The 25,915-nt window shown below is 50.8% G+C and carries 30 protein-coding genes; 3 read left to right on the top strand and 27 right to left on the bottom strand.

The features are described 5' to 3' along the window. Window positions 1-24: 24 nt before the first annotated feature. The 27 genes from ACO0LH_RS00915 to ACO0LH_RS01045 all read right to left on the bottom strand — a co-directional run bounded on the left by ACO0LH_RS00915 (window position 25) and on the right by ACO0LH_RS01045 (window position 22,957). Complete coding sequence (locus tag ACO0LH_RS00915; RefSeq protein ID WP_422939156.1) at window positions 25-360, bottom strand: hypothetical protein; 336 nt, start codon at window positions 358-360, stop codon at window positions 25-27. A gap of 144 nt (window positions 361-504) precedes the next feature. Then, window positions 505-3,012: a hypothetical protein gene (locus ACO0LH_RS00920; protein ID WP_422939157.1), complete on the bottom strand. Its 2,508-nt coding sequence runs from the start codon at window positions 3,010-3,012 to the stop codon at window positions 505-507. Window positions 3,013-3,342: 330 nt separating this feature from the next. Further along, window positions 3,343-3,588: a hypothetical protein gene (locus ACO0LH_RS00925; RefSeq protein ID WP_422939158.1), complete on the bottom strand. Its 246-nt coding sequence runs from the start codon at window positions 3,586-3,588 to the stop codon at window positions 3,343-3,345. A 63-nt stretch (window positions 3,589-3,651) separates the two neighbouring features. Next, window positions 3,652-4,065, bottom strand: coding sequence for a hypothetical protein (locus ACO0LH_RS00930; protein ID WP_422939159.1), 414 nt, complete (start codon window positions 4,063-4,065; stop codon window positions 3,652-3,654). Then, on the bottom strand, window positions 4,058-4,540 hold the full coding sequence (locus ACO0LH_RS00935) for a glycoside hydrolase family 108 protein (protein ID WP_422939160.1): 483 nt from the start codon (window positions 4,538-4,540) through the stop codon (window positions 4,058-4,060). Before ACO0LH_RS00935 ends, ACO0LH_RS00930 begins: the two co-directional genes overlap by 8 nt. Continuing rightward, window positions 4,527-4,808 (bottom strand): hypothetical protein, encoded by a 282-nt coding sequence (locus tag ACO0LH_RS00940; protein WP_422939161.1) that lies wholly within the window; start codon window positions 4,806-4,808, stop codon window positions 4,527-4,529. The genes ACO0LH_RS00935 and ACO0LH_RS00940 overlap by 14 nt, the downstream gene beginning before the upstream one ends. Before the next feature lie 315 nt (window positions 4,809-5,123). Beyond that, window positions 5,124-6,722, bottom strand: a complete 1,599-nt coding sequence (locus tag ACO0LH_RS00945) for a hypothetical protein (protein ID WP_422939162.1) — start codon at window positions 6,720-6,722, stop codon at window positions 5,124-5,126. Further along, complete coding sequence (locus ACO0LH_RS00950; protein ID WP_422939163.1) at window positions 6,719-7,276, bottom strand: hypothetical protein; 558 nt, start codon at window positions 7,274-7,276, stop codon at window positions 6,719-6,721. The genes ACO0LH_RS00945 and ACO0LH_RS00950 overlap by 4 nt, the downstream gene beginning before the upstream one ends. A 2-nt stretch (window positions 7,277-7,278) precedes the next feature. Continuing rightward, a complete protein-coding gene (locus ACO0LH_RS00955) occupies window positions 7,279-7,554 on the bottom strand; it encodes a hypothetical protein (RefSeq protein ID WP_422939164.1) in 276 nt (91 codons plus the stop codon). After that, entirely contained in the window at window positions 7,551-9,101 is a 1,551-nt protein-coding gene (locus ACO0LH_RS00960; RefSeq protein WP_422939165.1) for a hypothetical protein, read from the bottom strand. The genes ACO0LH_RS00955 and ACO0LH_RS00960 overlap by 4 nt, the downstream gene beginning before the upstream one ends. After that, entirely contained in the window at window positions 9,088-10,857 is a 1,770-nt protein-coding gene (locus ACO0LH_RS00965) for a hypothetical protein (RefSeq protein ID WP_422939166.1), read from the bottom strand. The genes ACO0LH_RS00960 and ACO0LH_RS00965 overlap by 14 nt, the downstream gene beginning before the upstream one ends. 188 nt (window positions 10,858-11,045) lie before the next feature. Next, on the bottom strand, window positions 11,046-11,432 hold the full coding sequence (locus tag ACO0LH_RS00970; protein WP_422939167.1) for a hypothetical protein: 387 nt from the start codon (window positions 11,430-11,432) through the stop codon (window positions 11,046-11,048). A gap of 2 nt (window positions 11,433-11,434) precedes the next feature. Next, the gene (locus ACO0LH_RS00975) at window positions 11,435-12,346 is read right to left on the bottom strand and encodes a hypothetical protein (protein WP_422939168.1); all 912 of its coding nucleotides are present in this window, start codon (window positions 12,344-12,346) and stop codon (window positions 11,435-11,437) included. 2 nt (window positions 12,347-12,348) lie between these two features. Then, window positions 12,349-12,762 (bottom strand): hypothetical protein, encoded by a 414-nt coding sequence (locus ACO0LH_RS00980; RefSeq protein ID WP_422939169.1) that lies wholly within the window; start codon window positions 12,760-12,762, stop codon window positions 12,349-12,351. 9 nt (window positions 12,763-12,771) lie between these two features. After that, a complete protein-coding gene (locus ACO0LH_RS00985) occupies window positions 12,772-13,542 on the bottom strand; it encodes a hypothetical protein (protein ID WP_422939170.1) in 771 nt (256 codons plus the stop codon). After that, window positions 13,542-14,150, bottom strand: coding sequence for a phage adaptor protein (locus ACO0LH_RS00990; RefSeq protein ID WP_422939171.1), 609 nt, complete (start codon window positions 14,148-14,150; stop codon window positions 13,542-13,544). Before ACO0LH_RS00990 ends, ACO0LH_RS00985 begins: the two co-directional genes overlap by 1 nt. Next, window positions 14,147-14,434, bottom strand: coding sequence for a hypothetical protein (locus ACO0LH_RS00995; protein WP_422939172.1), 288 nt, complete (start codon window positions 14,432-14,434; stop codon window positions 14,147-14,149). The genes ACO0LH_RS00990 and ACO0LH_RS00995 overlap by 4 nt, the downstream gene beginning before the upstream one ends. Further along, window positions 14,434-14,739 carry a hypothetical protein gene (locus tag ACO0LH_RS01000; protein WP_422939173.1) on the bottom strand — a complete coding sequence of 102 codons (306 nt, stop codon included), beginning with the start codon at window positions 14,737-14,739 and terminating at the stop codon, window positions 14,434-14,436. Before ACO0LH_RS01000 ends, ACO0LH_RS00995 begins: the two co-directional genes overlap by 1 nt. A 73-nt stretch (window positions 14,740-14,812) precedes the next feature. Further along, window positions 14,813-15,247, bottom strand: a complete 435-nt coding sequence (locus tag ACO0LH_RS01005) for a hypothetical protein (protein WP_422939174.1) — start codon at window positions 15,245-15,247, stop codon at window positions 14,813-14,815. 45 nt (window positions 15,248-15,292) lie between these two features. Next, a complete protein-coding gene (locus ACO0LH_RS01010; RefSeq protein ID WP_422939175.1) occupies window positions 15,293-16,216 on the bottom strand; it encodes a DUF5309 domain-containing protein in 924 nt (307 codons plus the stop codon). A gap of 24 nt (window positions 16,217-16,240) precedes the next feature. Next, a complete protein-coding gene (locus ACO0LH_RS01015; protein WP_422939176.1) occupies window positions 16,241-17,230 on the bottom strand; it encodes a hypothetical protein in 990 nt (329 codons plus the stop codon). A 124-nt stretch (window positions 17,231-17,354) separates the two neighbouring features. After that, on the bottom strand, window positions 17,355-17,516 hold the full coding sequence (locus ACO0LH_RS01020) for a hypothetical protein (RefSeq protein WP_422939177.1): 162 nt from the start codon (window positions 17,514-17,516) through the stop codon (window positions 17,355-17,357). Continuing rightward, a complete protein-coding gene (locus ACO0LH_RS01025; protein WP_422939178.1) occupies window positions 17,513-17,794 on the bottom strand; it encodes a hypothetical protein in 282 nt (93 codons plus the stop codon). Before ACO0LH_RS01025 ends, ACO0LH_RS01020 begins: the two co-directional genes overlap by 4 nt. Then, window positions 17,781-20,234: a portal protein gene (locus ACO0LH_RS01030; protein WP_422939179.1), complete on the bottom strand. Its 2,454-nt coding sequence runs from the start codon at window positions 20,232-20,234 to the stop codon at window positions 17,781-17,783. The genes ACO0LH_RS01025 and ACO0LH_RS01030 overlap by 14 nt, the downstream gene beginning before the upstream one ends. A gap of 23 nt (window positions 20,235-20,257) precedes the next feature. Next, entirely contained in the window at window positions 20,258-21,553 is a 1,296-nt protein-coding gene (locus tag ACO0LH_RS01035) for a PBSX family phage terminase large subunit (RefSeq protein ID WP_422939180.1), read from the bottom strand. Next, window positions 21,495-21,803 carry a hypothetical protein gene (locus tag ACO0LH_RS01040; protein WP_422939181.1) on the bottom strand — a complete coding sequence of 103 codons (309 nt, stop codon included), beginning with the start codon at window positions 21,801-21,803 and terminating at the stop codon, window positions 21,495-21,497. Before ACO0LH_RS01040 ends, ACO0LH_RS01035 begins: the two co-directional genes overlap by 59 nt. Before the next feature lie 230 nt (window positions 21,804-22,033). After that, the gene (locus ACO0LH_RS01045; protein ID WP_422939182.1) at window positions 22,034-22,957 is read right to left on the bottom strand and encodes a LysR substrate-binding domain-containing protein; all 924 of its coding nucleotides are present in this window, start codon (window positions 22,955-22,957) and stop codon (window positions 22,034-22,036) included. A gap of 98 nt (window positions 22,958-23,055) precedes the next feature. Between ACO0LH_RS01045 and ACO0LH_RS01050 the strand changes: the two genes are divergently transcribed. From ACO0LH_RS01050 to ACO0LH_RS01060, 3 genes are read left to right on the top strand one after another with little or no spacing between them, the layout of a single operon-like run. Beyond that, window positions 23,056-24,039 (top strand): quinone oxidoreductase family protein, encoded by a 984-nt coding sequence (locus tag ACO0LH_RS01050; protein WP_422939183.1) that lies wholly within the window; start codon window positions 23,056-23,058, stop codon window positions 24,037-24,039. Window positions 24,040-24,066: 27 nt separating this feature from the next. Beyond that, window positions 24,067-24,537 carry a RidA family protein gene (locus ACO0LH_RS01055; protein WP_422939184.1) on the top strand — a complete coding sequence of 157 codons (471 nt, stop codon included), beginning with the start codon at window positions 24,067-24,069 and terminating at the stop codon, window positions 24,535-24,537. Beyond that, entirely contained in the window at window positions 24,534-25,733 is a 1,200-nt protein-coding gene (locus ACO0LH_RS01060) for an aminotransferase class V-fold PLP-dependent enzyme (protein WP_422939185.1), read from the top strand. The genes ACO0LH_RS01055 and ACO0LH_RS01060 overlap by 4 nt, the downstream gene beginning before the upstream one ends. Window positions 25,734-25,915 lie beyond the last annotated feature (182 nt).

The raw sequence follows: 25,915 nt of genomic DNA on the forward strand, positions 1-25,915 counted from the left end.
ATATGCATGTATTAAATTTTTGACTCACTCATCAACGATTTTACAAACCCGGCAATCTTCTTCAACATATCGCTGCATTCTTTCCAGCACGATTTTTCGCTGCTTGTCAGAAACTGGCCAGAAGAAATCCCATCTCTTTATCGATTTTGCAAAAATCTCGGTGAACTCCCGGGTTTCCACATCGACGAAACTTGAGCCATTGGGGTCTGTATATAAAATGTGTTCCCCCTTAAATACCCTGGAAATATAATACCAGCCATGCTCGTCTTCTTTTGGATAATGGTTTTCCTTGAGGTGACGTATGAATTTACGGATGTAGTACCACTCCGGGTCTATCAAGCAAAATGGGAAAATCATCATCTTTTAAATTTCCAGAAAATTATCGTGGTCAAGGTAGTAGTAGTAGTAGTAGTAGTAATAATAGTAGCGGGTATTCACTCTGCTGTTGAAAATACCCGCTTCCGAGCTGGTTGATGATTTTACTGCGATACAATGCGCTTATGACTATTCATTATGGATCCAATAACTATGATTATAGAAGTCCTGCAATCTCTGATCTAGCGGTGCTAAACCCAAAGCCTCACGCGCCACCGGATCAGACATATAGTATTGCCAGCTGTGATTTTTTTCACCTTCTACCGGCTTACCATTCGCGGCGACTTTAAAATCCGTTTCTTTAAATTGATAAGAGTCTGGATTTCGATTATTGGCCTCAATAAAGTTTCTTGATTGCGGCACACCACCAGTTGCGGTGAAACTTTTACCGAATTTCGTGTACACCGAATCATTAATATTGCCCACACCTTTGTAGGCATGAAGTCCACTTGGCACGTCGCCTGTTGCCACGCCAAAATTATGCAAATCGATATCCGATCTATCATTTTTGTCAATACCTTCGATAGCCTGGTTGGCAATAAGAGTGCCTTCACTATGTCCCCAAACCTGGGTATAGATGTTCTCTTTGCTTTCTGCTGAAAGTATCTTGTTGTAGTTCTTGGCTTCTTGAATCGCAATGCGCGTACCAATGACGGGGGCGCTATCCAGGCCAAATTTTGTAAGCATGGACTCAATACCGTCTGGCAATACACCATGGGTTGCGTTATAGGTATTCAAGACAATGGTCGGTGTACCCTTTTTATCCATTTCCTCTATCAATGACCGGCTATTCGAATAAGATTGCAAGACGCTATTCGTAATACCCGATTCTTGTACGGTCATTCTTAAACCGAGATCGCGTGCCTTTTGGTAGAAATCCTGCTTTGTCACTCCTGCCGCCAGATTATGCGTATCCGGGTCTAACATTGCGCGCAATTCATCGTACTTACTTGAATCGGGAACTGCATACATGCGTACCACCTCTTCGGGCCTATCTGTTAAAGAAATCGCGGCTGTAATTTTTGCAAAGAGACCCATCTTTCTGCTTATTTCGTTTGTAAAATCCGGATCAATTTTGGCTTGCCAATCCATCATATCATTTTTAAGATCAGTGGTACTTTTGATATCTTTTTTCCCACCCCAATATTTATGTAATTCACTGGCGCTAACATAGTCCTTGGTTTGCTCTATCAAGCGTGTTGAGCCCAGCATGGTTTGAGGCGCGGGTGTGTGTGTTCTGTTTAGCAGCCCATCTCCTGCTGGCTCATTAACATTTGCTTGTCTGTCTGCGCCACTTTCCGCTTTTTGCTCGTCAATGTTGGTGGCTGGGTATCCATCATTCAAAACACCATTCCACAAACTGTTCGAGGCAAGCGTGCTCAACGGTGAATTTTTTGCCCTTGCAGTACCACTATCCAGTGCAGCGTCAGAAAGATTGCCGAACAGGTCGTTTATCCTGAATGGGCGTGAAAGTGCGGGGCTGCTGCCATCAAGCCTGATCGCATCGTCATACCTGGACATGCTGGGGAACAGTGCCGACAGGTCGCGGCTCTGACCGTTTAAGGCATCATCTGCGTACCTATTACCCAGCCCAGTCATTGCTGCAAACTGCCCTAACTCGCCAGCTGCCGGCGTGTAACCAAAGTTCTTTTTGAACATGGCTGTCAGAGCTTCACCTGATGTGGTTGAAGCGCGGCCATCGGTAGCGTCAATCAGAGGGATTGTCCTGCCTATACTCCCGATGAGATTGGTACGCATATCGTCGGGTAATAACTGCCCACTGGATTCGCTCAAACGCGGACGTATCAATTGCCCGAAGCCTGACATCGTCGCAGCGGGGGTCAACTCTGTGCTACCGTCGTTGGTCGGTCTATCAGCTGGATACAGATTTCTTTGCGGTGATGAATATCCGAAAGTGCCGGTATCAAAACTATTGCTACGCATTTTTATGTCTGAAGGCAAGGCAGGATCGTTGAACGATCGCCCTCCGTCCAGCCAAGGCGTATTTGAGAACGCCGTACTTGCCTGATCCAGGTTTTTATCGGTGTAATAATCGGCATCAGCGAGACGATTGGCCGCATTTAACAGGTTGCGATTTTGTGCTGAGAAATCCTGCGCATCTGTCGGCTCTTCTGATTGGTTTGCATAACGATCGGCTTCGTTCGCCATTTGTTCGCGAACACACTGTCGCGTCATGTCGGAGGAAAAAAGCGAATCATGACCGACAAGCCCGTCCATGCCGGGAAGCGCAAAACTGCCTGTCATATCCCGGCTGGCTGGTATATGTCCCCATGTGCCCAGACCGGTGTCATCATCGCCATACATATCGAAGCGACCTGATACGGAGGGTAAGTACATTTCTTCCGGAATACGTAGATTTGCGTAAGCCGGGCTACGATTTATCGATACGCCCCCATGTGAATCACTCGGCATATCTGATAAATCAGCGGCAATATCGCTCTCATCCTGATAGCGCGAATTGTCAGGCTGAAATAGGGAAGAAAGTCCCGCTTGCCATGTTGGGGGTAGAGAGTTTCTGGATGCCAAGGCCTCCAGTTGTTCATCAACGTCGTCATCTGGCAGCATGACGGCATAGGGCACACCATCCGATCCATAAAATTCCTTGTAGATAGCCATTTGTGTTCCTAAAAAAAAGCCGCCATGACTAACTGGCGGCTATTTATCGCGTTTGCAGGAATGCATGTTTCAAACCCGCTGATTGATTATTGATATCTTTAAAATTTCATTTTCATTTCAGATGCATCGCATTTTTAAAAACTGATCATTTGAAAATTTTCTCTCAGACTCAAAATCAACAGATGAAAAAAAACCCGCAAACGCGGGTTTTATCGTTTCATAAAGCTTGAGATTAGTTCTTTCCAGGTTTTTCAATTTTTTTCAGCGCAATCGTGTTGAGTTTCTTTCCGCTAGCGCAATCTGAATTTTTAGCCAACCTTGGAAGTCGCCTTACGCTGGACGTTTGGTAACAGCAACAAGGTCGTTGAACAAACTGCTGACGAACGGCCAGGCTTGTTCAATCTGCGCTTCTATACCCAGACTGGTGGCAATGAGGTTGCGTACCAGCTGGGCCTTGCTGGCGCCGGGGGTATTGGGTATCAGGCTTTCGATATCCACGATCAGTTTTTTAATTTGCTCTCTGTGCTCAGACAAAAAGCCGATGATTTGAAAAATGGCGGTCGCAATTTGCAGCATGTTGTTGTCCTTTAAAAGTTGCATTTTCTGGTGAGGGTGATGCCGTCGATTTGCCTGATGTAGTCAAGGACGGTAGGTGGTGTCGAGTCCGGCGAGTGGGTTGTCGCTGTCTGCCATTGCGGAGCCAGGCTGAAAGAACAAGGGCTTTGCCGGTTCAACAGCAGCCACATCTGACATTGCTTGCTGCTGTTCTGCAAGGGATTGTCTGGCTGGCAGTAAGCCGATTTTGTCTGTTGATGCAGTAGTGGCCCCGACATTGAACAGGCCGAACACCACAGCAGCGACAGCAGCAATATGAGTGAGGTCTTCATCCGACAGATGAAAGTCGTAACCATAATTTTTTCCTATCGCATAGGCGGTGGTCAGCAACACTGCAAGCGTGTTTGCCAACACTTGTTTGTTTTTGAGTTTGGCTGCGTCAGTGACTGCCTGGCCCTGACGGAATACGTTATAAAACAGGCCGATTTTTTCAAACATTTTCTGTCTCCCACAAGGCGTTATTGGCCAGACGGTTTACCCAGCCAGCACCAAAGGTCGGCCAGTTGGCCAGTTTTGTATAAAAACGGATGCGATGTGCCAACATGCGTTTTGCCAGTTTGTCTGGATGGATCTTGTTGACTGCAGCAAGGGTGATGGCGCCAACGATGCCGTCATCTGCCACACCCAGAGCGCGCTGCAGGATGCGGGCAGCCGTACCGGCACCGCAATTGACGGCGCAATCAAAGAATTCGAAAGCAACGGCCAGCGGTAATTGGTCAAGCTTGTTGGCATCCCAAAAATCACGCTTGTAGAGTGCCTTGGCCTGTACTTCTGTTAAGGCGGCGATGTTGAGTTGAGGATAGCTGCGCTGGCTGATACCGAATTTGGTCAGCTTGCCACTATCAAGGGGATGGTTGCTCAGGCCGCCTTCATTTTTAAAGAGCGGGGCGATACAAATTTCAAAGTTGTTCATGCAGACTTCCTTTCAGTCTTTGTTCTGCTTCCTGTTTTTCAATTTCTGCTGTCTGCAGGCTGATCCAGCGCTGTCGCAACAAGATCAGGGAGATGACAATGCCGATCAGCATGGAGGCAATGGACAGATAACCTTGAATCTCGGCGATTGCTGTCAGCGGTGCAATGGCAGTGGTGATCGCTGGCACTGCCAGCGCAGTTTTTGGATTGTTGGTGATGGCCGCCGCCACTTGACTGGCTGCGGCTTCGACATGGTCTGGTACATTCATGTTTCGATTTCCTCGCGTATTGATATGAACGCGTCAAAAAAATTAAATGGCAAGCACGATCAGGCAGCAAATGGCGGGATCGGGTTGGGCATATGTCTGCCGGTTAAAATCGGAATGGGGATAATTAAGATGTTGCTGAGATAAATCGGTGACAAAAAAACTGATGGCAATTACTGATCATGCGTTTAGGTAGCGCATGAATCTTGCAAAGAAAAAATGCTAAGGTTAACTGTTGCGAGCATTTTTCTTATCATGTCTTTGACTGATTTATCATTTTTATTGCCAGGAAAATTACATGCTGACGTCATAGTCAGACTAAGTTCCCAAACTTTCGCCATCTGGCAAGGTCCAGCCATCGTTACCACCACTGTACTGGTTGTAATCATTGTAGGGATTACCACGGCTGCCAAACAGGTTCCCATTCGACAAGGTCTTATACAACTGAGTGCCACTAGACAAAATACTGTTTAAGCCGTTAGAACCTGAACCGCCCTGACCAGATGAACGCTGTACGGGTATCATGCCTGAATTGCTCATACCCATATATGGCGTCAACAAGCCATTGATCTTGGTCGCCTGGTTAAGCGCATAATCGTTCTGATTGGTTGCCATCTTGAAGGCGTTATCTGTCAGACCCATTACGGCACTCAGCCCACTCAACTTATTCTGGCTGTTGAGCTGATTATTTGCGAGCTGCCACGCGCCATTTTGCAAGTTAGCCTGGTTCATGTAATTCAGGTTGGCCAGATTCATGGCTTGCATGCCCTGGTAGTTATTCTGGTTGGCTTGTTGTAAAAACCCGGCATTGGCCTGGTTGTTCTGCAAGGCGCCGTTGAACAATTGCGACATGACATTGTTTTGTGCGCTTGCATTGAACTGGTTATTATTGTTCGCCATTTGCGCATTGCTCAGGTTGACCTGATTCCTGGCACCGGCATCTTGCCCGGCAACATTGTATTGTTGCCCTGACAGACCCAGCGCAGCGTTCAGTTGATTTTGCCTGTCTTGGCTGAATTGGGCTGATTGGGCTGCCACGGCAGAATCGGTCATGTTTTGCCCCACTTGCGACAAAGCCCTGGTCATGTTTCTGGCGAGGGAATCCGCTGCCTTGCCTTCAGCAATACCTTGCCGCGAGCCGCCATACTGACCATTGGCGATGGCATCACCACGCAGGGAAGGCAAGATGTCTTCCTTGAATTGTTGCATCGCATCGCTTTGTAAATTCTGAAACTGTGCCGCGCTTTGATTCAGTCCCTTCTGGATTGCTCCCGCAAGATAAGGATTATTGCCCATGTCGCCGTAGATCACATCCTGAAAAGCCTTGCCCAGCCCCAGGTTATTTTGACCAGGTGCGTTGATCGTGGCCGCTGGCCCGGCTTGCGCCAACGCCGACGTGGCAGCCTGATAGCTTTGCGGCATCTGGCTGTAGGCTGCCTGCATGGCTGGTGTAAAACCGCCTTGAACTGCCTGCATGCTGACTGGGTCGTAGGCGTTCTTCATGAGACGGAAGGCAGAATCGCGCGCCTCATTCATATCCCAGGCAGAATTGGTACCCAGGTAATCATCCATGGATTGACCATATTTTTGCAGGCCTGCGCTTTGCGGTTTATCCAGTAGTGACTGATAGCGTGCCAGCAAGCCGGTTCCGGGATCATAATCCGATTCCTTATAAATCGGCTGCCCATTTTCATCTGTGCCTGTAGAAACTGCACCGTCTTTTAAAGTTTTTACACCACTACCGAATAGCATCGCTGCAATGCGCGGGTCAAGTTGCTTGGCTTGTTCGCCAGATGAGCCACCGCCGCCACCGCCGCCACCGCCGCCTGCGCTACCGCCTGAAGAGCCACCACTATCACTGGTCAGCGCCTTGCCAACTACAGATATGGCGGCACTGCCTATATAACCCCAGGTCATGTTATCTCCTTCACTGTATTTTCAATCTGTGGAATATCGTCATAAGTTTTTGCGATGACTTCCTCCTCTATTTTTTCCAAATCTGTTTCATTGGTGATGTGTACCGTTGTCCACAGGGTGTCTTCCAATACCAGGACGACACGTTTCGTTCCTACGGATGAGATAAAGGTATAGGGCGCCTCAATGATCATGGGGCCTTCTTCTGTCAGAACTGCAACCCGCCCTTTGCTGATGAAATTCAGATGTGCATGCTTGTGTATTTTCCCTATGATCCAATGACCTTTTGGCAAACTCATTTCCCTGGCGTAAGCACCCGGTGCGAACAGGTGTCTGAGCGGGAAAACTTCATCCATATCGCATTTTTCGATATCCCCTGATGCCTGCGCCTCACACATCTGTTCTTGCAACAGGAGAATTTTCTTGCGCAGTTCCTGGCGAGAATAATTACCGGGAATGAGTTGTCCGTTTGTATGGTTTGCCGGCAGGTTTGCTGCTGCGCTCCACAAATCTTCACAAATATCCTGCAACACTTTTTGTTTGATGTCTGTTTCCATATTTACCCCAAAAACACCCAGGCTGATGTTGCGCCCTTGTAGTAATACACGCCCACACCAGAGCCCGGGTTCCAGTTGCTACCATCGGCGTAGCGGATATCGCCGTCCCTGGGCTTGATCGGTGCGACCGTAGTTTTATCCAGATGCCCAAGTGAAAGCATCGCTATGCTGGCGGCAATTTTCTGTAATTCAGACGAAAAAAAACGCTGCATTTCGGCAGCGTCTGTGGGTACTTGTCCGGGTGCATAAGACACGGTTCCTAAATTGCTTGTTCTCACCATGCCCCCGCTGTTTCAACATCAAGATCTACCGAATCCAGGCGCCATTGATAAGCCGTGCCAGATGCATATTTGTGGGCGATGTAACGACCAGATGCAAACAGGTCAACCGCAACAGTATTGCCTATGACAAAAGTGCCAGTTACCCAGCTTGGTTCGTCATATGGTGAATTCGAAGAACCCAGGCTGACCTGTACTGTTTCACCTTTATTGCCGAAAATTCGCGGTCGCACGCCCTTGACCAGTTTGATACTTTCCGGTGTATCGAAAGAGATGCCACGGCGTTCAAGATAGGCACTTGGTATCGCACCATTGAATGATGCTGAGGCATCAAGCATGTAGAGCTTGCCGTCGTTCGATGCCATCAGCACGCGCGCGGTATCTGGCGTGTAATCTGGGCCGTTCCAGAATGTCAGATCGGAATCCCACGAATCAGAATCCTGGGCCCAGTTGCCACCGAGGTCATTTGAGACAGAACCATAATTGGCATGATTCACGTTCGGCAAATCACGGAAGGATACGGTCTTGTCGACAAAATTGTACACCATGGCTTTATCACACACGGTTGAACCAATCGAGGGATATGCTAGAAAAATTTCGTTCAAAAAAGGATTTTTGAAAACGAATACATTCGCCCGGGAACTGACATCGATATTCTGGAAAAAATTCCTGCGCGTCTGTTTATCCAGCACAGAAGTAGCGGTCTGACCATCGTGCACGATCACATCTGACCCAGTCACGACGAAATGCCAACCATCGAACTCCACTGCGCAATTGCGGTTGAGCATGCCGGACATGCCGAGTATTTTGGAAAAACGGAACACTGACTGGCCGCCGACATAATCCATACGGTGCGTGGAATTTTCAGTATAAATAATGAAAGAGTCACGCAAGGTCAAGCCATCCACTATCGGACTGGTGGCTTCTGCCAGGTCGGTTTCACCCGCATCCTTGGTAGCGTCTGCCGCATCCCAGGATGAGGGGAACGCACCAGGATCGGCGGGATGCGACCATTTCACCAGAAACGGTTTGTTCGTACCGGACACCGTCACATTCAAGGCGACCAGAAAATTCTTGTATGCCCGCAAGGCTTTACAATACGTGCTGGCTGGCCAATTGATCAGATCAATAAATTTGTTGGCGGTATTCAAATCCCAGGTCATCGGCACTTTGGACGTATCACCGACATTCAGTACTGGCAGACCTGACAGCAGCGCATGCGTCCACTGGTTGATGACACCAGCTCTCGGTGCTGCATGCGTGATATCGGTATGCGTGACGACGCCGGCAGAATACGTTACTGCGTAGGCCTTGGCCGCACTGGTATAGATCCAGTAGCGATTGCCAGAAATTGTTAAGGGCAGCACGTATTGCGGCACCACCGATGGGGAATTATAGACTTCGCCATGGCCATAAAACTGATACGCATAACCATCCAGGAAACGGATATTGCGCGCGTCGGTCCAGGCATTGATGGGTAATTCATGCTGAGACAGATCTTTGTTGACACCGAACTGCCCAACGGATTGAATTTTAACGAGAGCCATATGCGCTTAATAATCCATAACGGTTTTGGTTATTATTGGAAGCCTGATTTTGCCCGTATGCCTGATTTTGCCCGTATGCCTGATTCTGTCCAAAGCCCTGGCCTTGGCCTTGATACAGTAATCCACGCCGCTGCGATTGCTGCCCCCAGTTTTGGTATGACGGCTGCTGAAACGCAGATTGATAAGGGTTAAATTGCACAGACTGCATAGGCTGTGGCATCGACTGCGAATTCCCTTGTTGCAATGGCTGCATGGGGTTTTGTTGCGATTGCTGAAAACCATTCTGAAAACCGCCATATGGCTGTTGCTGCATGCCGTACTGAAAATTATTATTTTGCCCCCAATCCGGGTATTGCCCGTTACTTTGTGAGGTATACGGATTTTGCGGCGCCTGATAGTTCTGCGGTGCCTGATAGTTCTGCGGTGCCTGATTGACCTGCGGATTGCTGCTCCAGTTCTGATTCACCGCCTGCCCGTACGCCACGGTCTGTTGAAAGGGCTGCAGGTAAGGGTTTTGTTGTTGCACAGGCTGGGAAGGTCTTTGCACCTCGGGCGCCTGCTGTTGCGGGAACATCTGCTGCAATTGCTGGCGCTGTGCCGACGATACACCTTGTAATTGTTGTTGCAGATAGTCTTGCTGTGCCTTGTTCAGACTGCCATAGTTCTCTATACGTTTTTGCATGTCCTGATAGGGGTCACTGGCAAACATGCCGGACGATTGCAAGGGATTAAAACCCATTTCATTCCCAGCCTGACGCAACTCATTACTGGCACCATATTTGTTCGCAAGATCATTGAAGGACGGACCGCTATTACCGGCACGCCATGCATCCGGCCCCTGATTGAAATAATTGAGTACGTTCACATCGTCGGAATTAGCCTGGCCGTTTTTGAAAATATTCTGGCGGGCACGCTCAAGAACGCTGTCTTGCGTATAACCATAACCGTTTTGCCCTGCCATTTTCAACCATTGGGCATCCTGATCATTGACACGTCCTTGTAACCCAGCCGCCTGACCGGATTTCATATAGTCATATCTGACTTCGGCTTTTTGTGCATCGTTGAAATTCGCGCCTGCCCCGGCACCATTGACAAGCCCGCTAATGAAGGATGAAGCACTATTCAAATTAAGAAAAGGATCAGCACCGTACATATTATATTGGCCGTACTTGTTCTTCAATTGCGATAGATAATCGCCATTCCCCGCAGGATTAAAACTCGAGTCCGTCGCTAATGAGCTGGTATTGTAAACCGGCTCAGCTTTCGCCTGCAGCGGTGCCGACTGAGTTTGAGTCTGCGACTGATTGGCATTCGATGCGATATCACCTGACCCGACCGCTTTGCCTTTGGCAAGATTCATGGCGGCATCCACCCTGAACGCCTTATAAGCATTGTCATAGCCTTTGGCAGCGATTTCCTTGTTCCAGTAATCCATGCCTGGCTGATCGCCGATTTTTCCCAGTGCGGTGTACCAACCTGCGGAGTTTTGCTGATCTTTCTGCTTTTCCATGTCAGCCGATCCCACCGCCTTGTCTTTAGCAAGATTCGTGGACGCATCCATCATGAAGGCCCGGTAGGCATTGTCATAGCCCTTGGCAGCGATTTCCTTGTTCCAGTAATCCATGCCCGGCTGATCGCCAATTTTTCCCAAGGCAGAATACCAGCCTGCCGAACTTTGCTGCGGTAACTGATTGCGCGGGTTAGTAGGATCATAATCCATACTGCCGGCCTGATTGTTTGTATTTGTATTTGCCATCATTTTCCTTTTTAAAGATCGATGTCTGACTGTGGCGTATTGAGTCAGCAGAAGGATATGTGTGTACTCACCAGAAATTTTCTGGTCAATAACTAATTTTTATGATGCCGAACGGCAGGTATGAATGACATGCGGCAAGCACATGAACCAACTGGCTCCAGGTGCCGCTCAAAAAAGAAAATTTAACGCTATGCCAGCGTGGACAATTGCAGCCTTAACGCTACGATCTGATCATCACGTGATTTTAATTTGAGGTAAAAAGCATGTGTGGATAAATCTGTTTGCTTGTCGCCTGATAGCTCTTTAGCTGCAATCAGCTTTTCATTTGCCTCTTTTTCCAGCAGATAAAGACATAACTCGCGTAAGCCCCGACTGCACATATCTTCCCGCTCCATCGTGTCGATCCGGTGAGTGATGGCTTGCCTTTGCAATCCTGCATTCGGCAACGCTTTGGTAAATCGATTTCCGTTATACACATCCCCGATGCTGACAGTATCATCGACAGGGATATGACTTTCCATATGACCAAGAATGATATTAGTCACTATGCCATTTTGAATTTCTGCACTTTTCATGATTACCACCAGTAAATGACTACAAGACCGTCGCCGCCTTTGCCAGAAGGAACCCCTGGAACACTAACTGATCCGCCTCCTCCCGATGGGAAACCGCCGTTTGAGTTCGCCGAATTGGAACCACTAAAGTTAGATTGCCCACCATTTCCAGCACCTCCAATTAATTTACCTATCTCTCCATTTATTGAGCGCGAAAAAGTAGTACCACTCGAATCAAAGGCGCCGGAAAACCCTGCATTCCAGCCGTTACCACTAGCTCCTCCTCCGCCAGCATAAAGACTATTACCACCTGATCCTCCAGAAGAATTCCCAATAGAATAAGCAGCACCACCTCCAAAAATGGCCCCGCCTAAATAAAAAGATCCGCTAAATGTAACGACTGAAGCTCCTCCCCCATCATTACAGGCGTTTGCAACATTAGAAGTAACCATTCCGCTTCCAGGCGCTGGCGAGTAAGCAACACAAGGATTTCCACCAAATCCACTTGCAGTTCCTGAACTAAACACTCCACCTCCACCATTACAATTTGATCCAACACCACATCCGCCATAAGCTTCCAAAAAAACTCCTAGCACAGGAGAACCTACTGAAGACTTTCCGCCATTAGCGCCTACAATGTTAATATTGGTAGTAGAAGTAGCGGGTGCGCCACCAGAACCTATTAAAACTGGCAAAACCAAGCCTGGCTTACAGATATTTTTAGAAAATAGTTGCCGATTTCTAGCACCACCACCACCACCGGGATATACAATTCCATTGCTTGCATAATCAGTAGCACCACCACTCCCACCACCACCGAAGATATCAATTAGATAAAAATTTGCTTCTGGCACAATAAAATTTCCAGAAGTTTTAAATATTTGAATTCCTGCACCTTTAGGAGGACTTCCAATAAATCCCGTAAAACCTGTCATAATCAATAATCCCCTGTATGAACCCTGACCCGCCATCCCGCAGCGACGCTCGTGCCTATAGCTGCATATAAAATGTAACCAGCAGGTATAGCGCGATTCAATGGAATAACAATCTTTGTTTGCCCGGCAATTTCAGTCAATGTAGTAGCTGGTAAACTGACTTCTTCCCACAGGATATTATTCGTAGCTGTAGCGGTAGAAGAACCGTTATTCAAAAAAATACGTAAAACCGACGCCGTATTCGTGCCTATGGGGAGAGCCTCTACGCTTTCAGAAAAAGCCCCATTCGCACCAGCAACTGCTGATATTTGTACAACCGTTCCAGTTCCGTCTTTAGCTGTATTCGCTGTGGTAAGCACCGAGGAAATTTGAACCTTCGGCGTCAAGGGGAAAATCGGCGATATATTCGCAGGCATAACTGTCCTTTAAAAATTATTATATAAATAGATATTACTAGCAGCATTGGTGCCCCAAAATGCGGTGGCTCCGTCAGTCGTAATTATTTTCCCCGCATTCCCAGCCTGCGCTGGCAATGTCGCGGCAAATACCAAACCATCCGCATATAATTTTGTCACGGCATGCGCTGCCGCTGTCGGTGTCGATACATTGATCGTCGCGCTGGTAAAATCATGTGTGCCACTAAATGTTTCACCCGCCTTATTCGCCTTGGCATTCATGCTGGCACCTGTTAATGCACCAGTGACAGCAAGTGTCCCGCTGACGGTTTGATTGCCCGTCAACGTCAGGTCCCCGGTCAGTGTCTGGTTACCGGTTTTACACAACATTGCCGAGCCGGCGATGATGACGAAATTTGTGCCGTCATACATCAGCAACAAGGGCTGGTTGGCCATAATATCGCCAGATGTCGGGTCAGCACCCAGCAAGGTCTTGACTGCCTTGGCACCAAGGCTGGAGACATTGACGGTCAAGGCGCCTGTACCGGCATTGACGGGGCGATACAACAACATCAGGCCCGTGGTATAGGCAATCAGCGCGGTTGCTGGTGTCAGCACATGCGCGCTGGCCGTGCCAGATTCAGTGGCTGTCATAATGACCGCACCGGTAAAGCCCGAAAAACATTCTTTCAATACTGTTTTCAGCAAACGGATATGGTCATCACCCTGGCTTTTCGGGTCTGACGCCGTTGGATTCGTGATCGTCAGATCATTAATGTAATTCGCTGTTTCTAGTCCCATTATCTTGCCCTCACTCTCATGGTTGAACCGGAATACCAGTCTATGGAATTGATCGCTTCTATGCCCTGCATATACAGCCTTTCAAACGTCGGTATGCGCGCATCATTCATGATGAAAGGCTGTGCCGCACACAAGGCGGCATACAGATACACATTCGGAAAAGCCGTCAGAAGCCAGTTCGTTGTATTCGTTGAAGACAATGCAGGTATGCGCTGCTGATAAGTTAATTCCAATGTGTAAGCTGTATCGGGGATTGGTGCCAGTTGCAATTGCGAACCGATGACGGCAAAAGCGCTGGGCTTGCCGGTCAAGGCAGTCGGGTAATCAATACTCAACTGGTCCGGGGATTCGTAACGCAGGGTATAAACCGGATCGGTCATTAAAATGAGACGGTTCATTTCCAGCATATCGCCAGGCAACGTTACATAAGCATTGCCGGTGCTGGTGGTCAGCGTCGTGCGTACATCCATCGGGCGAGCGACAATATCCGACGACATCTTCCCTTCAGCCAGCGCAATAAAATCAGGCACAAAAGCAGCCAGGTCTGAGCGGTGCAACCAGTTGATGACTGCGGTTTGCAGGCTGGCATAGTCAGTAATAGCACTCATACACGACCTCCCCATACACGAAATGCCGACAAGGCCGGATCAGACAGCATGGCTTTGACGTGCACGCGATTTGCCATGAATTCGGCAAACGTGATGCCCTTGTCATTCAAATATTTCTCCACGATCACCATGGGAAAAGATGCGGCGTGGCGCATCTCGCTGCTGCCGTGCAGACCTTCTCTGCTCAATGCCTGCGTATGCTCGGCGATGGCCGTGCAGTCCTGTACACGCTCAAATGTGACATTGCCACCATCGACATGGATGTGGGTCGCCACGCCCGACATTACATATTCTCCAAGGGCGACACCTGTACTACACCGGCGCTTGCTACCTGAACTGCGGCGATTTTGTCATTGCCATTCACACTTAAAATCACGGCATCACCAGGCTGTACCTGCAAATCCGTTGTCACGGCTGTCGCCGCAGTTTTGCCCAGGCGCACACAAGCAGGTGCCGTAGCGGCCACGCGGATAAAGCGTGGTAATTCGCCGCTGGACATAGCGGGAATTGAGGCCGAAGCTGACGTCGCTGTAGTGGCAATTGCCACACCAGTGGTCTGACTTGATATTGTGATGTAACCACCATCCATAAAAACCTCCTGCGCTTTTCAGCGCGAAATAATGCAATGTATTTTTGAAGGCGGGCCTTGCGCCCGCCATGGTTTAGTTGGCCGGACTCAAGGTCACCGTTACCGAACCCACCGCCGAAGTCGGTGTTCCCGTTACTACCAGGCCAATCGCGCTGCCTGCCGAGATCACCAGGGCAGATGCCGTTGCAGACAACGTCAAAACCTGTTTGGTGTTGACAGTGCCAGCGACGTTGTAGGTGCCGGTATGCAGCAAAGTGCCTGATGCAATGGCGGCTCCCGTTGGCACGTTATAGAGCGATATGGTGCAGGCACCACCCGTACCTGACACATCCACGCGACCGGTGATGTCTTGTACAATGTAATTGCGGTTGGCACTAAAGAGAGACATGGCTGCCGGTGAAGTCGCCGTATATGTCGCAGTCACAGGCAAAAAACCGCCATTGCCGCCAGTACTGTCACCAACCAGGCCAAGCGCGCCGTCAGGGCGCTGAACTATTTCAACTGACATAATTTCCTTTCAAAAAAAAAGCGACCGCAGTCGCCTTAAGATCAATTACAGAACATCGTAAATAGCGCCATGTGCTTTCGGCGCGCGACATTCCAGTGTATATTCCACCACCAGTTCGCGTTGTACGGCATCACCTGTGGTTGCCAGCTCTATCGTACTGAACGGACGCAGATAGGCCAGAGCCAGTTTGTCCGACTGCAAAACAAACACATCGCGCGACAACTGGAAGCGGTTAGGTACCACCGTCAGCGAACCGAAATCAGACACATAGACATCAATCGCTGCATACAGCTTGGCATCTTCCGATTTATCGAAACGCGTGGCATTGCCAGAGAAAGTGGAAAAAGTCTGTTTCTGTGCCGGCCCCACCATGATAGTGTCAGGCTCGCCGCCAGCGGTATAGCATTTCTGCAAGACATTCTTCAACTGCGCTTCCGTAAAGGCGCGTTGCGTACCTGTCGTGCGGCCGGTGTTACCTGAATACGAAGCCAGCGTACCGCCGTTGTTATCGATGTTATCAACCACCCAGCCAGTCAGGCCGCGTGCCTGACGTGGCGCTGTGGCAGCCGAATCCAATTGGCACAAGGCACTTTCCATATCGCGCTTCAGTTCCAGCGAAGCCATCGACAACTGGTAAGCCAGTTCATCTTTACGGCCAGCAGGGTTCATCGCCTGCTGGGTACCGGATACCACGACAGTTTTTGTAGCGATTTGCGTGCGGTTGTTCAGGCGAACAGTTGGCGTTACTGACTTTGCGCTTGCGTTATCACCCTCGGCCTGGGCATTATTGACTACGGCAGAAGCCAAATCCTGGGTTTGCCATTCATGCAAAGTATTGCTGGCCTTGCCCTTGGCCGCCATATTCATCAATGGCGTGGTGGTGGGGGAAATGCGGTAAATAATGTCCGTCAAATCTTCTTTATTACCAATTGCGGCAGTCGTCAGATAGGTATTGCTTGGTGCTGTCATATGTTTTCTCCGGGTCTTTCGACCTTAAATAAATTTTGCGAATAAGGATGCGGCGTCTTCCACCCTTCCGGTCTTGCTCAGGCGCTGCATGGCAGCGCTGCGGCTATTCACGGAAGGTGATTCGCCCACACCCGGTCTCACCACTTTTTGCGGAACAGTGGCAACGCGTTTCGAGGCGGCGTTTGCCTTGGACATCATGGCGTCATACAACATCGCCTTGCGCCCCAGCAGAACCGCCTTATGGTCGGCAATCGTGTCCACCGTATGGTGATCAAAACCCTGTTCCAGCAAATATTTGCGTATGGCGCCGCTTTCGGCTTCGGCTTTGCGCGCATCTTTCCAATCCGGCAGCTTGGCAAGCAATTCTTCTTGCTGCGTCTGGATCAGTGTTTCCATGTAATGCGCCTGCTCTGCTTTTGCCACTTGCGCCAGATATTTTTGTTGCTGAATATTTTTCTGATAGGCAGCGTGTCTCTGTTGATAGAGGTGCTGCTGTTTCAGGTATTCAGCCGGATTGGTATCAAGTAACTTTTCCCAATCAATGTTTTTCTGCTCGACCAGAGCGCCTTCAATTTGTGCTGCCATCTTTTGCAGATTGACCGCGTACGTCTGGCGCTCCTGCGCTGCACGACGGATCTCTGCTTCTGCCGCTTTGCGGGTTTCAGCCACTTCCATCGTTTTCTTGGTGTAATCGGATTGTCTCAATCCGTTCTTGTAAGCATCTGCCAGTTCTGCCCGTGATAACTTGACTGTCTTGCCATCCACTTCGATTGTGACAGCATCGTCATCTGCGACGTCATTTCCGGCATCTGCCTCATCCTGATCTGTTTGCGCCTGCGCTTCTCCATCAGCAGGCTTGCCAGACAGGTCTTCCAATATTTCCCGCTCCAGTTCCCTGGCACTCTTCTGATGCGCGCCAGGCTCCAGAAAAGCACCTAGCGCCTGTGCTGCACCATCTATGTTTAATGCACTGGGTTCAGTGGCCTGCGCGGCCAGATTATTCTGATTATCCACTTAAAAATTCTCCGTTGATTGATAGGGTATTCCCTGTTCCTGCGTCTCCCGACGCTGGCATTGTTCCAACAAAAAAGGCCACCAAAGTGACCTCGCTGATGATTTGATATGCCCTGGGCAGGCACTAGATCTTGATAAATTCACCACTATTGAGCTGGTAACCGGCTTCGCCAAAACCTACCCTGACCCAGCCTTTCCTGGTCTCTATCATGGTTTCTTCCGGTTGCGGATGAAACGCCATGGCAACCGAGTCTTTCCAGCCAGCGAAATTTTTTACAGCCTTCACCACGTCGTCAAACGTTGCAGCAGGTTCTGCTTGTGCTCCACTTCCAGTTGCGCCAGCTTGCCGGTTTGCAGCGTGCTGTCGAGCTGGCTCTTGAATTTCTTCAACATCGCCAGGTACATCCATAATTTTTCTCTGCCCTCGGCGTCGCGGGCTGGTGTGGTTTTCCATTTTTCTATGATCTCGTTTTCTATATCGGCAAATGCCTGGATATATGCTTCATTTTCCAGTACTTCCTTTGCCCGGTTAGCGTCATAAATACGCTGTTCAAGTGTTGCCATACCCACCTCCTGTACCGTCATTGCCAGCGGCCAGTTTTTGCCTTGCTGTAATCTGCGCCACCATGATTTTTGTTTCTGCTTCCAGTTGCGCTTTCCAGCGGTCAAATTCGATGCGCTGCTGTGCCAGTTGTGCATCAAGCTGGGCTTTGTGCTGACGCTCCTGCATATCGTTTTGTGCCTGCGCTTGCTGCTTTTGCGCTTCCAGTTGCAATTCACGTTCACGCAGGGCTGATTCCTGCTGCAATTCGCGATCACGCATCTGCATTTCCTGCATGTGCCTGGCCTGGTCGGCCTGCATCTGCATTTGTGTTTTCTGCTGGTCAGCCTGCAATTGCATTTGCGTTTTTTGCTGATCCGCCTGCATTTGCATCTGTGCCTGTTGCTGGTCGGCCTGCGCCTTCATCTGTTGTGGATCTGGCTTGGGTGCCTGTGGCTGTGCTTTGGCCGGGTCAGTAAAGAATTTGTCACCATTTTTAAAGCCCAGCAATTTCGCCAGTTCAGAACTGGATTGATAAATTCCCTGCGGATCGGCAATCCCCAGCGGGAAGACTTTTTCCTGCTGCGCCAGCAAAGCCATCAGGTGATTGACCTTTTGATCCTTGTTGCCCAGACCTATGCCGACATTGATGCTGACATCAAACTGGTTACGCCATTCACGCGGGTCGATATCTGTCCAGCCATTTGACAACCTGACCAGGGCTTTCTTGTCCTGGTGCTGGCACATCAGTTTCAATACATACTTGAACAGTTCGGTAAACCCTTCAGCAAAATTGCGTGCTATCAGGTCCAGCCGCATATCGGCCTTGTTAGTAATGATATTCATGCCCTGCGCAGTCTGGTTCAGGCCGTCACCATCATTGCCCTGGCTGTAGCGCGTCCAGCCGGTCTTGTTTTCCAGATCCTGCTGTATGTAATCCAGCAAGCCCATGGTTTCGCCGGTATTGCCCTGCGCCTGATCCAGCCGGCCTACCGCACCTGGCTGCTTGATGCGTACCACGCCACCAGGGCGCGACGTCAGCAAATCATCCAGGTTGACCTGGCCTTCGACGGCGTAATAACGGCCATTCACATTCAGGTACAGATTATCAAGCTGGCTGCGCAGGATACTGGTCTTGGTTTTCTGGCTTTCCATCGCCAGGTCAGCAATCGACAGGCCGAAAAAAGTATGTGGCAAGGGCACCGGTGTGATATCCACAAAGGGCGTGAAATCCACCTCTTCATTATCAAGAATTTCATTGCCTGCCACTGTCACCTTGCGCAATTCGCTGATGCCGTCACCGTCAAAATCGCAGCGCACATACGCTTCGGTAATCCAGATCTGGCGCTGGCTTTCATCGCCATTCGTCATTTCGTCAGACAGATAGGCATTCTCGTCATTCCAGCTCAGCCGCTGGATACGTTCCATATTGACAGCCTGCCCCTGGTCTTCACCACTGATGTTATCGACGTTTTTGTAACCCATGGATTTCAGTTCAGACACCGTGCGCTGTACACGATGGCCAACAAATTTGGCAGTCTGAATATCCCTGGCATTGCGTGCGATCAAAAATTCTTCCGGCGGCACATTGTCTATCTGTATCTTGCCGCCCTTCTTCACACGCTTGCAGGTCAGGTCGTACAACATTTGTGGTGGCTGGGCCTGTATCTGTTGCAACTGCGCCTGCAATTGCTGTACTGCCTGCATGGCAGGGTTTTGCTGGCCTGCAGGATCAGCCTGAGCATTTCCGGGTGGACTGCCTGGCGAGCCTGGTGGATCTGACGGGTTTGCTGATGGGTTTGCCGGCGGCCCGCCAGGCGCAGCGGCCTGCTGACCGGTTTGTTGGTCAGCCTGTTGCGCCTCCTGCATGGCCTGCTGCATTTGCTGTGTCAGTTGCTGTATGGCTTCCTGGCGCTGTTTGGCATCATCTTCGTCAGGATAGGCATTTTGTTCCGTGACTTCGATTTCTTCATCATCCAGTATCTGCGCCAGTTCCACCTGGCTCAAGCCCTTGTATTCTTCCTTCTTTTCTTCAAAGCGCGTATCCCACCAGACCTTGACGATGCCATTCTTTTGCAGCAGCGCGTCTTTCATCCAGGTATAGGCAATCTTGTGGCCGTTATTCTTTTTAAAGAACAGGTAGTTGATATATTCTGTCGCGGCGCTGGCCCTGGCTTCGTCGTCAGGGTTCTGGGCTTCAAATTCAACGATGGAATCACCACCGCAAAAAGTCACCATCAATTGCGGCAACATCGATTCTATGGTGTCACGCACGTCGGTCGACACCACAGCCGAACGGCCATCCACTTCTGGGGGTGATAAATCGCCGACCGCCATGCCCAGATAGTAATACTCGGCTTTTTGTCTGGCGTGCGACAGTTTCGATGACGAATATCCCAGACTCTGACGCATCTCCGTCATGACCAGGGTTTTCAGTTCATCTTGCGTTAATCCTTTGCCCATGGCTTCCTCAGTGTTGTTTTCATTTATGCATAGCTAAATTTGGGATAGTGCAAAGCGCCGCCCCATTCTTCATTCGACATGGCTTCTGCATTGATGCAGACATAGCGCAGGTTGTCGGCACCGTGGCTGAATTCATCATGCAAGGGGGCACCGGCTTCGTTGGTGCTCTGGTTGATCTGGCGCCGGTAACGTTTTGCACATTCCAGCAGGCGTTCAGTCTTGCTGCGGTCAAACCACAGGCGGCCAAAACTCATGCGTGTCAGGCGTATGCCATCTTCCACGCTCATGCCAGGTGTAATTGCCACATCCCAGCCCAGCGCCGTCATGATTTCTTCTGCACTTTTGCCGGTCTTGAAATCCTTGTTGCGACCATCATGCGGCAGGAATAATTTGCCCCAGTTCATGTTCTTCTGCTTCAACATGGCAGAATAATGATCCAGGGTTTTATGACTGTCTTCGATGTATTCAATCACCCGCAATTCGGCACTTTGTTTTTGTACCAGGCTGATCGCCATCGCATCATTCCAGCCCAGGTCAACCACCACATGCACCTTCAGCAAAGGGTCATAAGGCACGTTGACGACACGCCCTTGCGCGGCGGCCACTTCGTTGTAATAAATGGCACCGCTGACGGCTGGCTTGCATTCACCATCCCAGATGTTTTTATAGCTTTCAGGATCGCGTTGCTGGCAAGTCTGGCGCTCTCTTTCCAGCACTTCCGGGAACCAGGGGTTATCACGCCAGTTCATCAATACCGATACACAATCATGCGGTGGCCGCATGACAAAACGCTGATGCGTGGGGTCGGTATCAAGCTCCGGGTTATAGGTGACCCAGATCTCTGACCTGGCCGTGCGTATGGTAGGTATCAAGATACTCCATGAACGGTCAGACACGCTCTGCCCCTCTTCTACCCAGACCTTGGTACAGCCTTCAAATGACTTGATGCTGTCAGCCGTCTGGTCAGACAGGCCACTGAAATAAAAGCGCGTGCCATTCTTGCCGCGCACTTCAGTCTCGAACACTTCATAAAAATGTTGCAGGCCCAGCGCTGCAATCTGGTCACGCAATAACTGATGTACTGATTGCTTGATGGATTTCTGGATTTCCCGCGTGCACAATATCCTTTCGATATTCTGTACGCCATATAAAAGCAGCGCCCGCGCAAAGCCCCAGGATTTGCCGCTGCCACGTCCGCCCCTGGCGACCTTGTAGCGTGAAGGCTCGAAGAGAAATCCCAGCTTGTCAGGAAACTCGCACTCAATCTGCATGGGCTTTGACCAGTTTGATGGCGATGCCGCTGACCAGGTGTTCGCCATTTTCACCTGCGCCACTGACTTGCAAAGGCAGCAGTTTCAGGTAAAGCACAGTCCAGAATGCCTTCTCATTGGCCGGGTCTTCACGTGCCCATTCGGCCAGACGCAAGGCACCACCCAGTTCTTCACCCGCCTTGGCAATGGCGTCCTTGACTGTCAGCGTGGTCTTGTTCAAAGACCCTTTGGGTCGCCCCCTGCCCGCCGCTGGCGGTTTGCGCTTGGGGGCAATATCCACAATATTTGTTTCTGTCATCGTGTTTCAGGATGCCTTGCAGCTTGTCCTGCCTTTGGTTGATTTGTTGAATTGACTACATTGCCTGAGCGGTAAGAATTACCGTAAGCGGAAAGCAAAAAACCCCGCGTCTTTGCAGAAGCGGGGTCTTTAGTGATGCAATTCGTAGGGGCGCAACTCGCCCTGAGAAGAACTATACACTGATTATTTAATCAGTACAAATTTTTTTATCTTTTGTCTTAAAGTGAAAATCAGCCTTGTAATACTAAGACTTGCGGGTCAAACCCATCAACCTGGGTTTGCCATATTTTTGCCTGCTCACGTATCCACTGGGTAAATGCGCGCACCTCGGGCAAGCCAGCGCTGTCTTCACGCAGCACCAGCAGATTATCGCGCGGCGATGGACAAACTACATCACAGGCCAATACCAGACGGCCTTCCTGCAAGCGTCGCCAGACAATGGATAAACGTGTCAGCGCCATACCAAGACCATATTGCGCCGCTTCAAGCAAGACATCGGCATCATTGAAGGCCTGTCCTTGCGGCACAAATTCTTCCGGCAGGCCAGCGGCAGCCAGCCAGGTCTGGGCATCCAGCGATAAATGTTGCAGCATGGCTTGCGCAGGCCACAGGCTGACATCTGTGCCAAGGCTGGCTTGCAGATGCGGCGCGGCCACTGCCACCAGTTTATCGGTGAACAGAGTTTCGCAAATCTGGTCGCTGGCCTGCCTGACGCCATGTCGCAGGGCCACCATCGCCAGCCTGGGTGCCGGCTTCACCAGCGCATAATCGGTATGGATGATCAGGCGTATATCCGGGTGCCTGGCAGTGAAGTCTGGCAGGCGCGGCAGCAGCCATTCTTTTGCGGTGGATGCCAGCGTGGCAATTTGCAGGCTCTTGACGGCATCATCCGCTGGCGGGTAGACCGCCTGGTGCAAGGCCGACAAAGGCCCGGCCAGGCGCGACAGCAAGGCCGTGCCATCCGTAGTCAGGCTGACCCTGGGGCCATTGCGCACGAACAGGGTCAGCGCGCTCCAGTCTTCCAGTTGCCGGATCTGGCGGCTGATCGCACCCGGCGTCAGGCTCAGCTCATCGGCAGCACGGCTAAAACTGCCCAGGCGCGCGGCAGCTTCAAATGCCTGCAAGGTGAACAGCGGCGGCAATTTTCCATGCATATTGAATTTCTCTCACTTTCACTTTGCCAAAGTATCGTTTTTCGCCAGTGGCGAAACAGCCAATAATTCTCGCATATTAAAGTGAAGACGGATTGATGATGAAAGCGATGATTGTGAAAGAATTTGGCGGGCCAGAGCAGCTCACCATCAGCGAAGTCCATGCCCCGCATGCCCACATCATTGTCGATGCGGCCTGGGCGGGTGTCAATTTTGTCGATATCTACCAGCGCGAAGGCCGTTACCCCGGTGTGCAGCAACCATTGACAATGGGTATAGAAGGCAGCGGTATCATCAGCAAGGTCGATGCTGTAGCAGAGGCAAGCGGCTGGCATGTGGGTGACCGTGTGGCCTATACCACCGGTGTACAAGGCAGTTATGCAGAGCAGGTCGCCGTACCTGTGGCCCACCTGGTGCGCGTGCCGCAGTCTGTCAGCCTGCATGACGCCTGCGCCGCGCTGGAACAGGGCCTGACCGCCATCGTATTGTCAGAAGATGTCGCCCGTTTGCAGGCGGGCAGCACTGTACTTGTGCATGCGGCGGCTGGTGGCGTCGGTGGCTGGATGGTACAACTGCTGGTGGCAAAAGGGCACACGGTAATAGGCACGGCTTCGTCAGCCAGCAAAGCGACATGGCTGCAAAGTGTGGGGGCGCAGGCGGTACGCTATGACGGTGATGCCGACTGGGTGGCTGATGTACTACGCCTGACACAGGACCGTGGTGTTGACGTGGTATTTGATTCCGTCGGCAAGGCCACGTTCACCAATAGCTTAAAAGCCGTTGCTACCAAGGGTCATGTTGTCCTGTTTGGTGCCGCCAGTGGCCAGCCTGAACCGGTAGATGTCTTGCAACTGATGCGCAAGAGTATTACCCTGACCCGCCCGGTACTGCCACACTACCTTGATACACCAGCCGCTTTACAGGCACACGCTGAAAAAGTTTTTCATTACCTGCAAGACGGCAAAGTGCAATTGCGCGTGCATCAGCAATATCCATTGGCTGATGCCAGCCTCGCCCATATTGCGCTGGCAGAACGCGGCACCCAGGGCAAACTGCTATTGGCAATTAATACCGCACTCGACTGACTTTCAATTCAAGAAACAAGGAAATATATGAACTCCATTACCGCACAACTCGCCACCCTGGGTCTGAGCCTGCCCGCAGTCAAAGCCCCTGCTGCCAATTATGTCAGCTATACACTGCAAAATAATTTGCTGATTATCGCCGGCCAGATCGGTCGCCCCGGGCTTGCCAACAACGGCGTCGTTGGCGCAGGCGTCGATGCTGAAGCTGCAAAGCAAGAAGCAGAACTGGCCGCGCTGGGTTTGCTGGCTGTGATCAATGCTGCGATAGACGGCAAGGTCGAACGCATAGTCCAGGTCTTGCGGCTGGGCGTGTTTATCGCTGCCACACCGGCATTTGACCAGCACAGCATCGTCGCCAATGGCGCGTCTGATCTGCTGGTGGCGACACTCGGTGAGCGTGGCCGCCACGCCCGCACGGCGATAGGTGTTGCCAGCCTGCCCGCAGGCGCAGTAGTCGAAGTCGATGCCATCGTCCAATTGCATCCTGAAAGCGCATGATGATTGATGCCAACACATTAGCAACACTCAGATCGCAAACCCCGGGCTTGAATCATCATGGCAAAGCCGTCCACCTGAACCATGCCGGTGCTTCATTGCTGCCGCAGGCTGCGCTTGACGCCATACACCAGCACCTGGAACTGGAATCGCAAGTCGGCCCCATGGAAGCTGCCATCATCGTCGAAGCACGATTGCAAGCATTACGCGCCGATGCCGCCAGGCTGATCAATGCAGACAGCGATGAGATCGCTCTCATGGGATCAGGTTCCAGTGCTTTTGGTACCGCCTTCAGCGCCATGCCCGCCTTGAAGCCGGGTGAACGCATCCTGGTCAGCCGACAGGAATGGGGTGGCAACCTGGCGAATTACCAGCGTGCCGCACAAAGCGCCGGGGCTCGGGTCGACGTCATACCCTGTCATGCCGATGGCAGTGTCGATGCCGCAGCCCTGGCCAATCAGATAGACAGCAGCGTGCGCCTGATTTCACTGACCTGGCTGCCTGCCAATGGCGGCCTGATCAATGATGCCATCGCCGTTGGCAAAGTCGCGGCTGCCGCAGGCGTGCCTTACCTGATCGATGCAGGCCAGGCAGTCGGCCAGTTGCCGGTCGATGTCAGGCTCCTGCAATGTGATGTATTGAAAAGCGCAGGCCGCAAACATTTGCGTGGCCCGCGCGGCACCGCCATATTGTATATACGCCGGGTCTTCCTGGAAAAACTCCAACCGGCCTGGGTCGATGTATCGTCTGCGCCCATGGAGACAGGCAACGTCAATCTGCGCAATGATGCACGCCGTTTCGAAACCAGTGAAGCACCCATCGCCCTGCAACTGGGCCTGGCAGCATCAATCGCCGTGGCATTAGAAGTTGGCGTGGAAAACATTGCCAATACCACCGCCCGCCTTGCGCAAAATTTGCGTGAACGCCTGACAGACATCAAGGGTATCAGCCTGCACGATCTTGGTAGCGGTAGGCAATCTGGCCTGGTGTCATTTACATTGCAAGGCCATGAACCGACCGTACTGAAATCTGCCCTGGCAGCAAAGGGCTTCTACATCGGTGCCAATGGCGTGCCTTACACCCCGCTGGACATGCAGACACGTGGCCTGCACAGCATAGCGCGCGCTTCGGTTTCTTATTTAAATACCGATGAAGAACTGGAGAGCTTTGCCGTGGTGCTGGAGCAGATGGCCAGATAGATTCAGACGGATGTATTGTGCGATATAACTCTGTACAGGAATGACGCTTGATCAACTGAAACCATCTCCACCTACCCATCCCCTTGAAGGGGAGGGGATTTCAATTGTCGCTTACTGTCCAGCATGCTATCAAGAACAGTTGCATCCTTATGCCAAAGCGACGATTTCAAGAGTGTCATGAA

It is taken from the genome of Undibacterium sp. TJN19, from assembly GCF_049339485.1.
Lineage (GTDB): Bacteria > Pseudomonadota > Gammaproteobacteria > Burkholderiales > Burkholderiaceae_D > Undibacterium.

Coding starts and splice junctions, on each gene's coding strand:
- ACO0LH_RS00915 (WP_422939156.1), bottom strand. CDS start 360: ATGATGATTTTCCCATTTTGCTTGATAGACCCGGAGTGGTACTACATC.
- ACO0LH_RS00920 (WP_422939157.1), bottom strand. CDS start 3,012: ATGGCTATCTACAAGGAATTTTATGGATCGGATGGTGTGCCCTATGCC.
- ACO0LH_RS00925 (WP_422939158.1), bottom strand. CDS start 3,588: ATGCTGCAAATTGCGACCGCCATTTTTCAAATCATCGGCTTTTTGTCT.
- ACO0LH_RS00930 (WP_422939159.1), bottom strand. CDS start 4,065: ATGTTTGAAAAAATCGGCCTGTTTTATAACGTATTCCGTCAGGGCCAG.
- ACO0LH_RS00935 (WP_422939160.1), bottom strand. CDS start 4,540: ATGAACAACTTTGAAATTTGTATCGCCCCGCTCTTTAAAAATGAAGGC.
- ACO0LH_RS00940 (WP_422939161.1), bottom strand. CDS start 4,808: ATGAATGTACCAGACCATGTCGAAGCCGCAGCCAGTCAAGTGGCGGCG.
- ACO0LH_RS00945 (WP_422939162.1), bottom strand. CDS start 6,722: ATGACCTGGGGTTATATAGGCAGTGCCGCCATATCTGTAGTTGGCAAG.
- ACO0LH_RS00950 (WP_422939163.1), bottom strand. CDS start 7,276: ATGGAAACAGACATCAAACAAAAAGTGTTGCAGGATATTTGTGAAGAT.
- ACO0LH_RS00960 (WP_422939165.1), bottom strand. CDS start 9,101: ATGGCTCTCGTTAAAATTCAATCCGTTGGGCAGTTCGGTGTCAACAAA.
- ACO0LH_RS00965 (WP_422939166.1), bottom strand. CDS start 10,857: ATGGCAAATACAAATACAAACAATCAGGCCGGCAGTATGGATTATGAT.
- ACO0LH_RS00970 (WP_422939167.1), bottom strand. CDS start 11,432: ATGAAAAGTGCAGAAATTCAAAATGGCATAGTGACTAATATCATTCTT.
- ACO0LH_RS00975 (WP_422939168.1), bottom strand. CDS start 12,346: ATGACAGGTTTTACGGGATTTATTGGAAGTCCTCCTAAAGGTGCAGGA.
- ACO0LH_RS00980 (WP_422939169.1), bottom strand. CDS start 12,762: ATGCCTGCGAATATATCGCCGATTTTCCCCTTGACGCCGAAGGTTCAA.
- ACO0LH_RS00985 (WP_422939170.1), bottom strand. CDS start 13,542: ATGGGACTAGAAACAGCGAATTACATTAATGATCTGACGATCACGAAT.
- ACO0LH_RS00990 (WP_422939171.1), bottom strand. CDS start 14,150: ATGAGTGCTATTACTGACTATGCCAGCCTGCAAACCGCAGTCATCAAC.
- ACO0LH_RS00995 (WP_422939172.1), bottom strand. CDS start 14,434: ATGTCGGGCGTGGCGACCCACATCCATGTCGATGGTGGCAATGTCACA.
- ACO0LH_RS01000 (WP_422939173.1), bottom strand. CDS start 14,739: ATGGATGGTGGTTACATCACAATATCAAGTCAGACCACTGGTGTGGCA.
- ACO0LH_RS01005 (WP_422939174.1), bottom strand. CDS start 15,247: ATGTCAGTTGAAATAGTTCAGCGCCCTGACGGCGCGCTTGGCCTGGTT.
- ACO0LH_RS01010 (WP_422939175.1), bottom strand. CDS start 16,216: ATGACAGCACCAAGCAATACCTATCTGACGACTGCCGCAATTGGTAAT.
- ACO0LH_RS01025 (WP_422939178.1), bottom strand. CDS start 17,794: ATGGCAACACTTGAACAGCGTATTTATGACGCTAACCGGGCAAAGGAA.
- ACO0LH_RS01030 (WP_422939179.1), bottom strand. CDS start 20,234: ATGGGCAAAGGATTAACGCAAGATGAACTGAAAACCCTGGTCATGACG.
- ACO0LH_RS01035 (WP_422939180.1), bottom strand. CDS start 21,553: ATGGCGAACACCTGGTCAGCGGCATCGCCATCAAACTGGTCAAAGCCC.
- ACO0LH_RS01040 (WP_422939181.1), bottom strand. CDS start 21,803: ATGACAGAAACAAATATTGTGGATATTGCCCCCAAGCGCAAACCGCCA.
- ACO0LH_RS01045 (WP_422939182.1), bottom strand. CDS start 22,957: ATGCATGGAAAATTGCCGCCGCTGTTCACCTTGCAGGCATTTGAAGCT.
- ACO0LH_RS01050 (WP_422939183.1), top strand. CDS start 23,056: ATGAAAGCGATGATTGTGAAAGAATTTGGCGGGCCAGAGCAGCTCACC.
- ACO0LH_RS01055 (WP_422939184.1), top strand. CDS start 24,067: ATGAACTCCATTACCGCACAACTCGCCACCCTGGGTCTGAGCCTGCCC.
- ACO0LH_RS01060 (WP_422939185.1), top strand. CDS start 24,534: ATGATGATTGATGCCAACACATTAGCAACACTCAGATCGCAAACCCCG.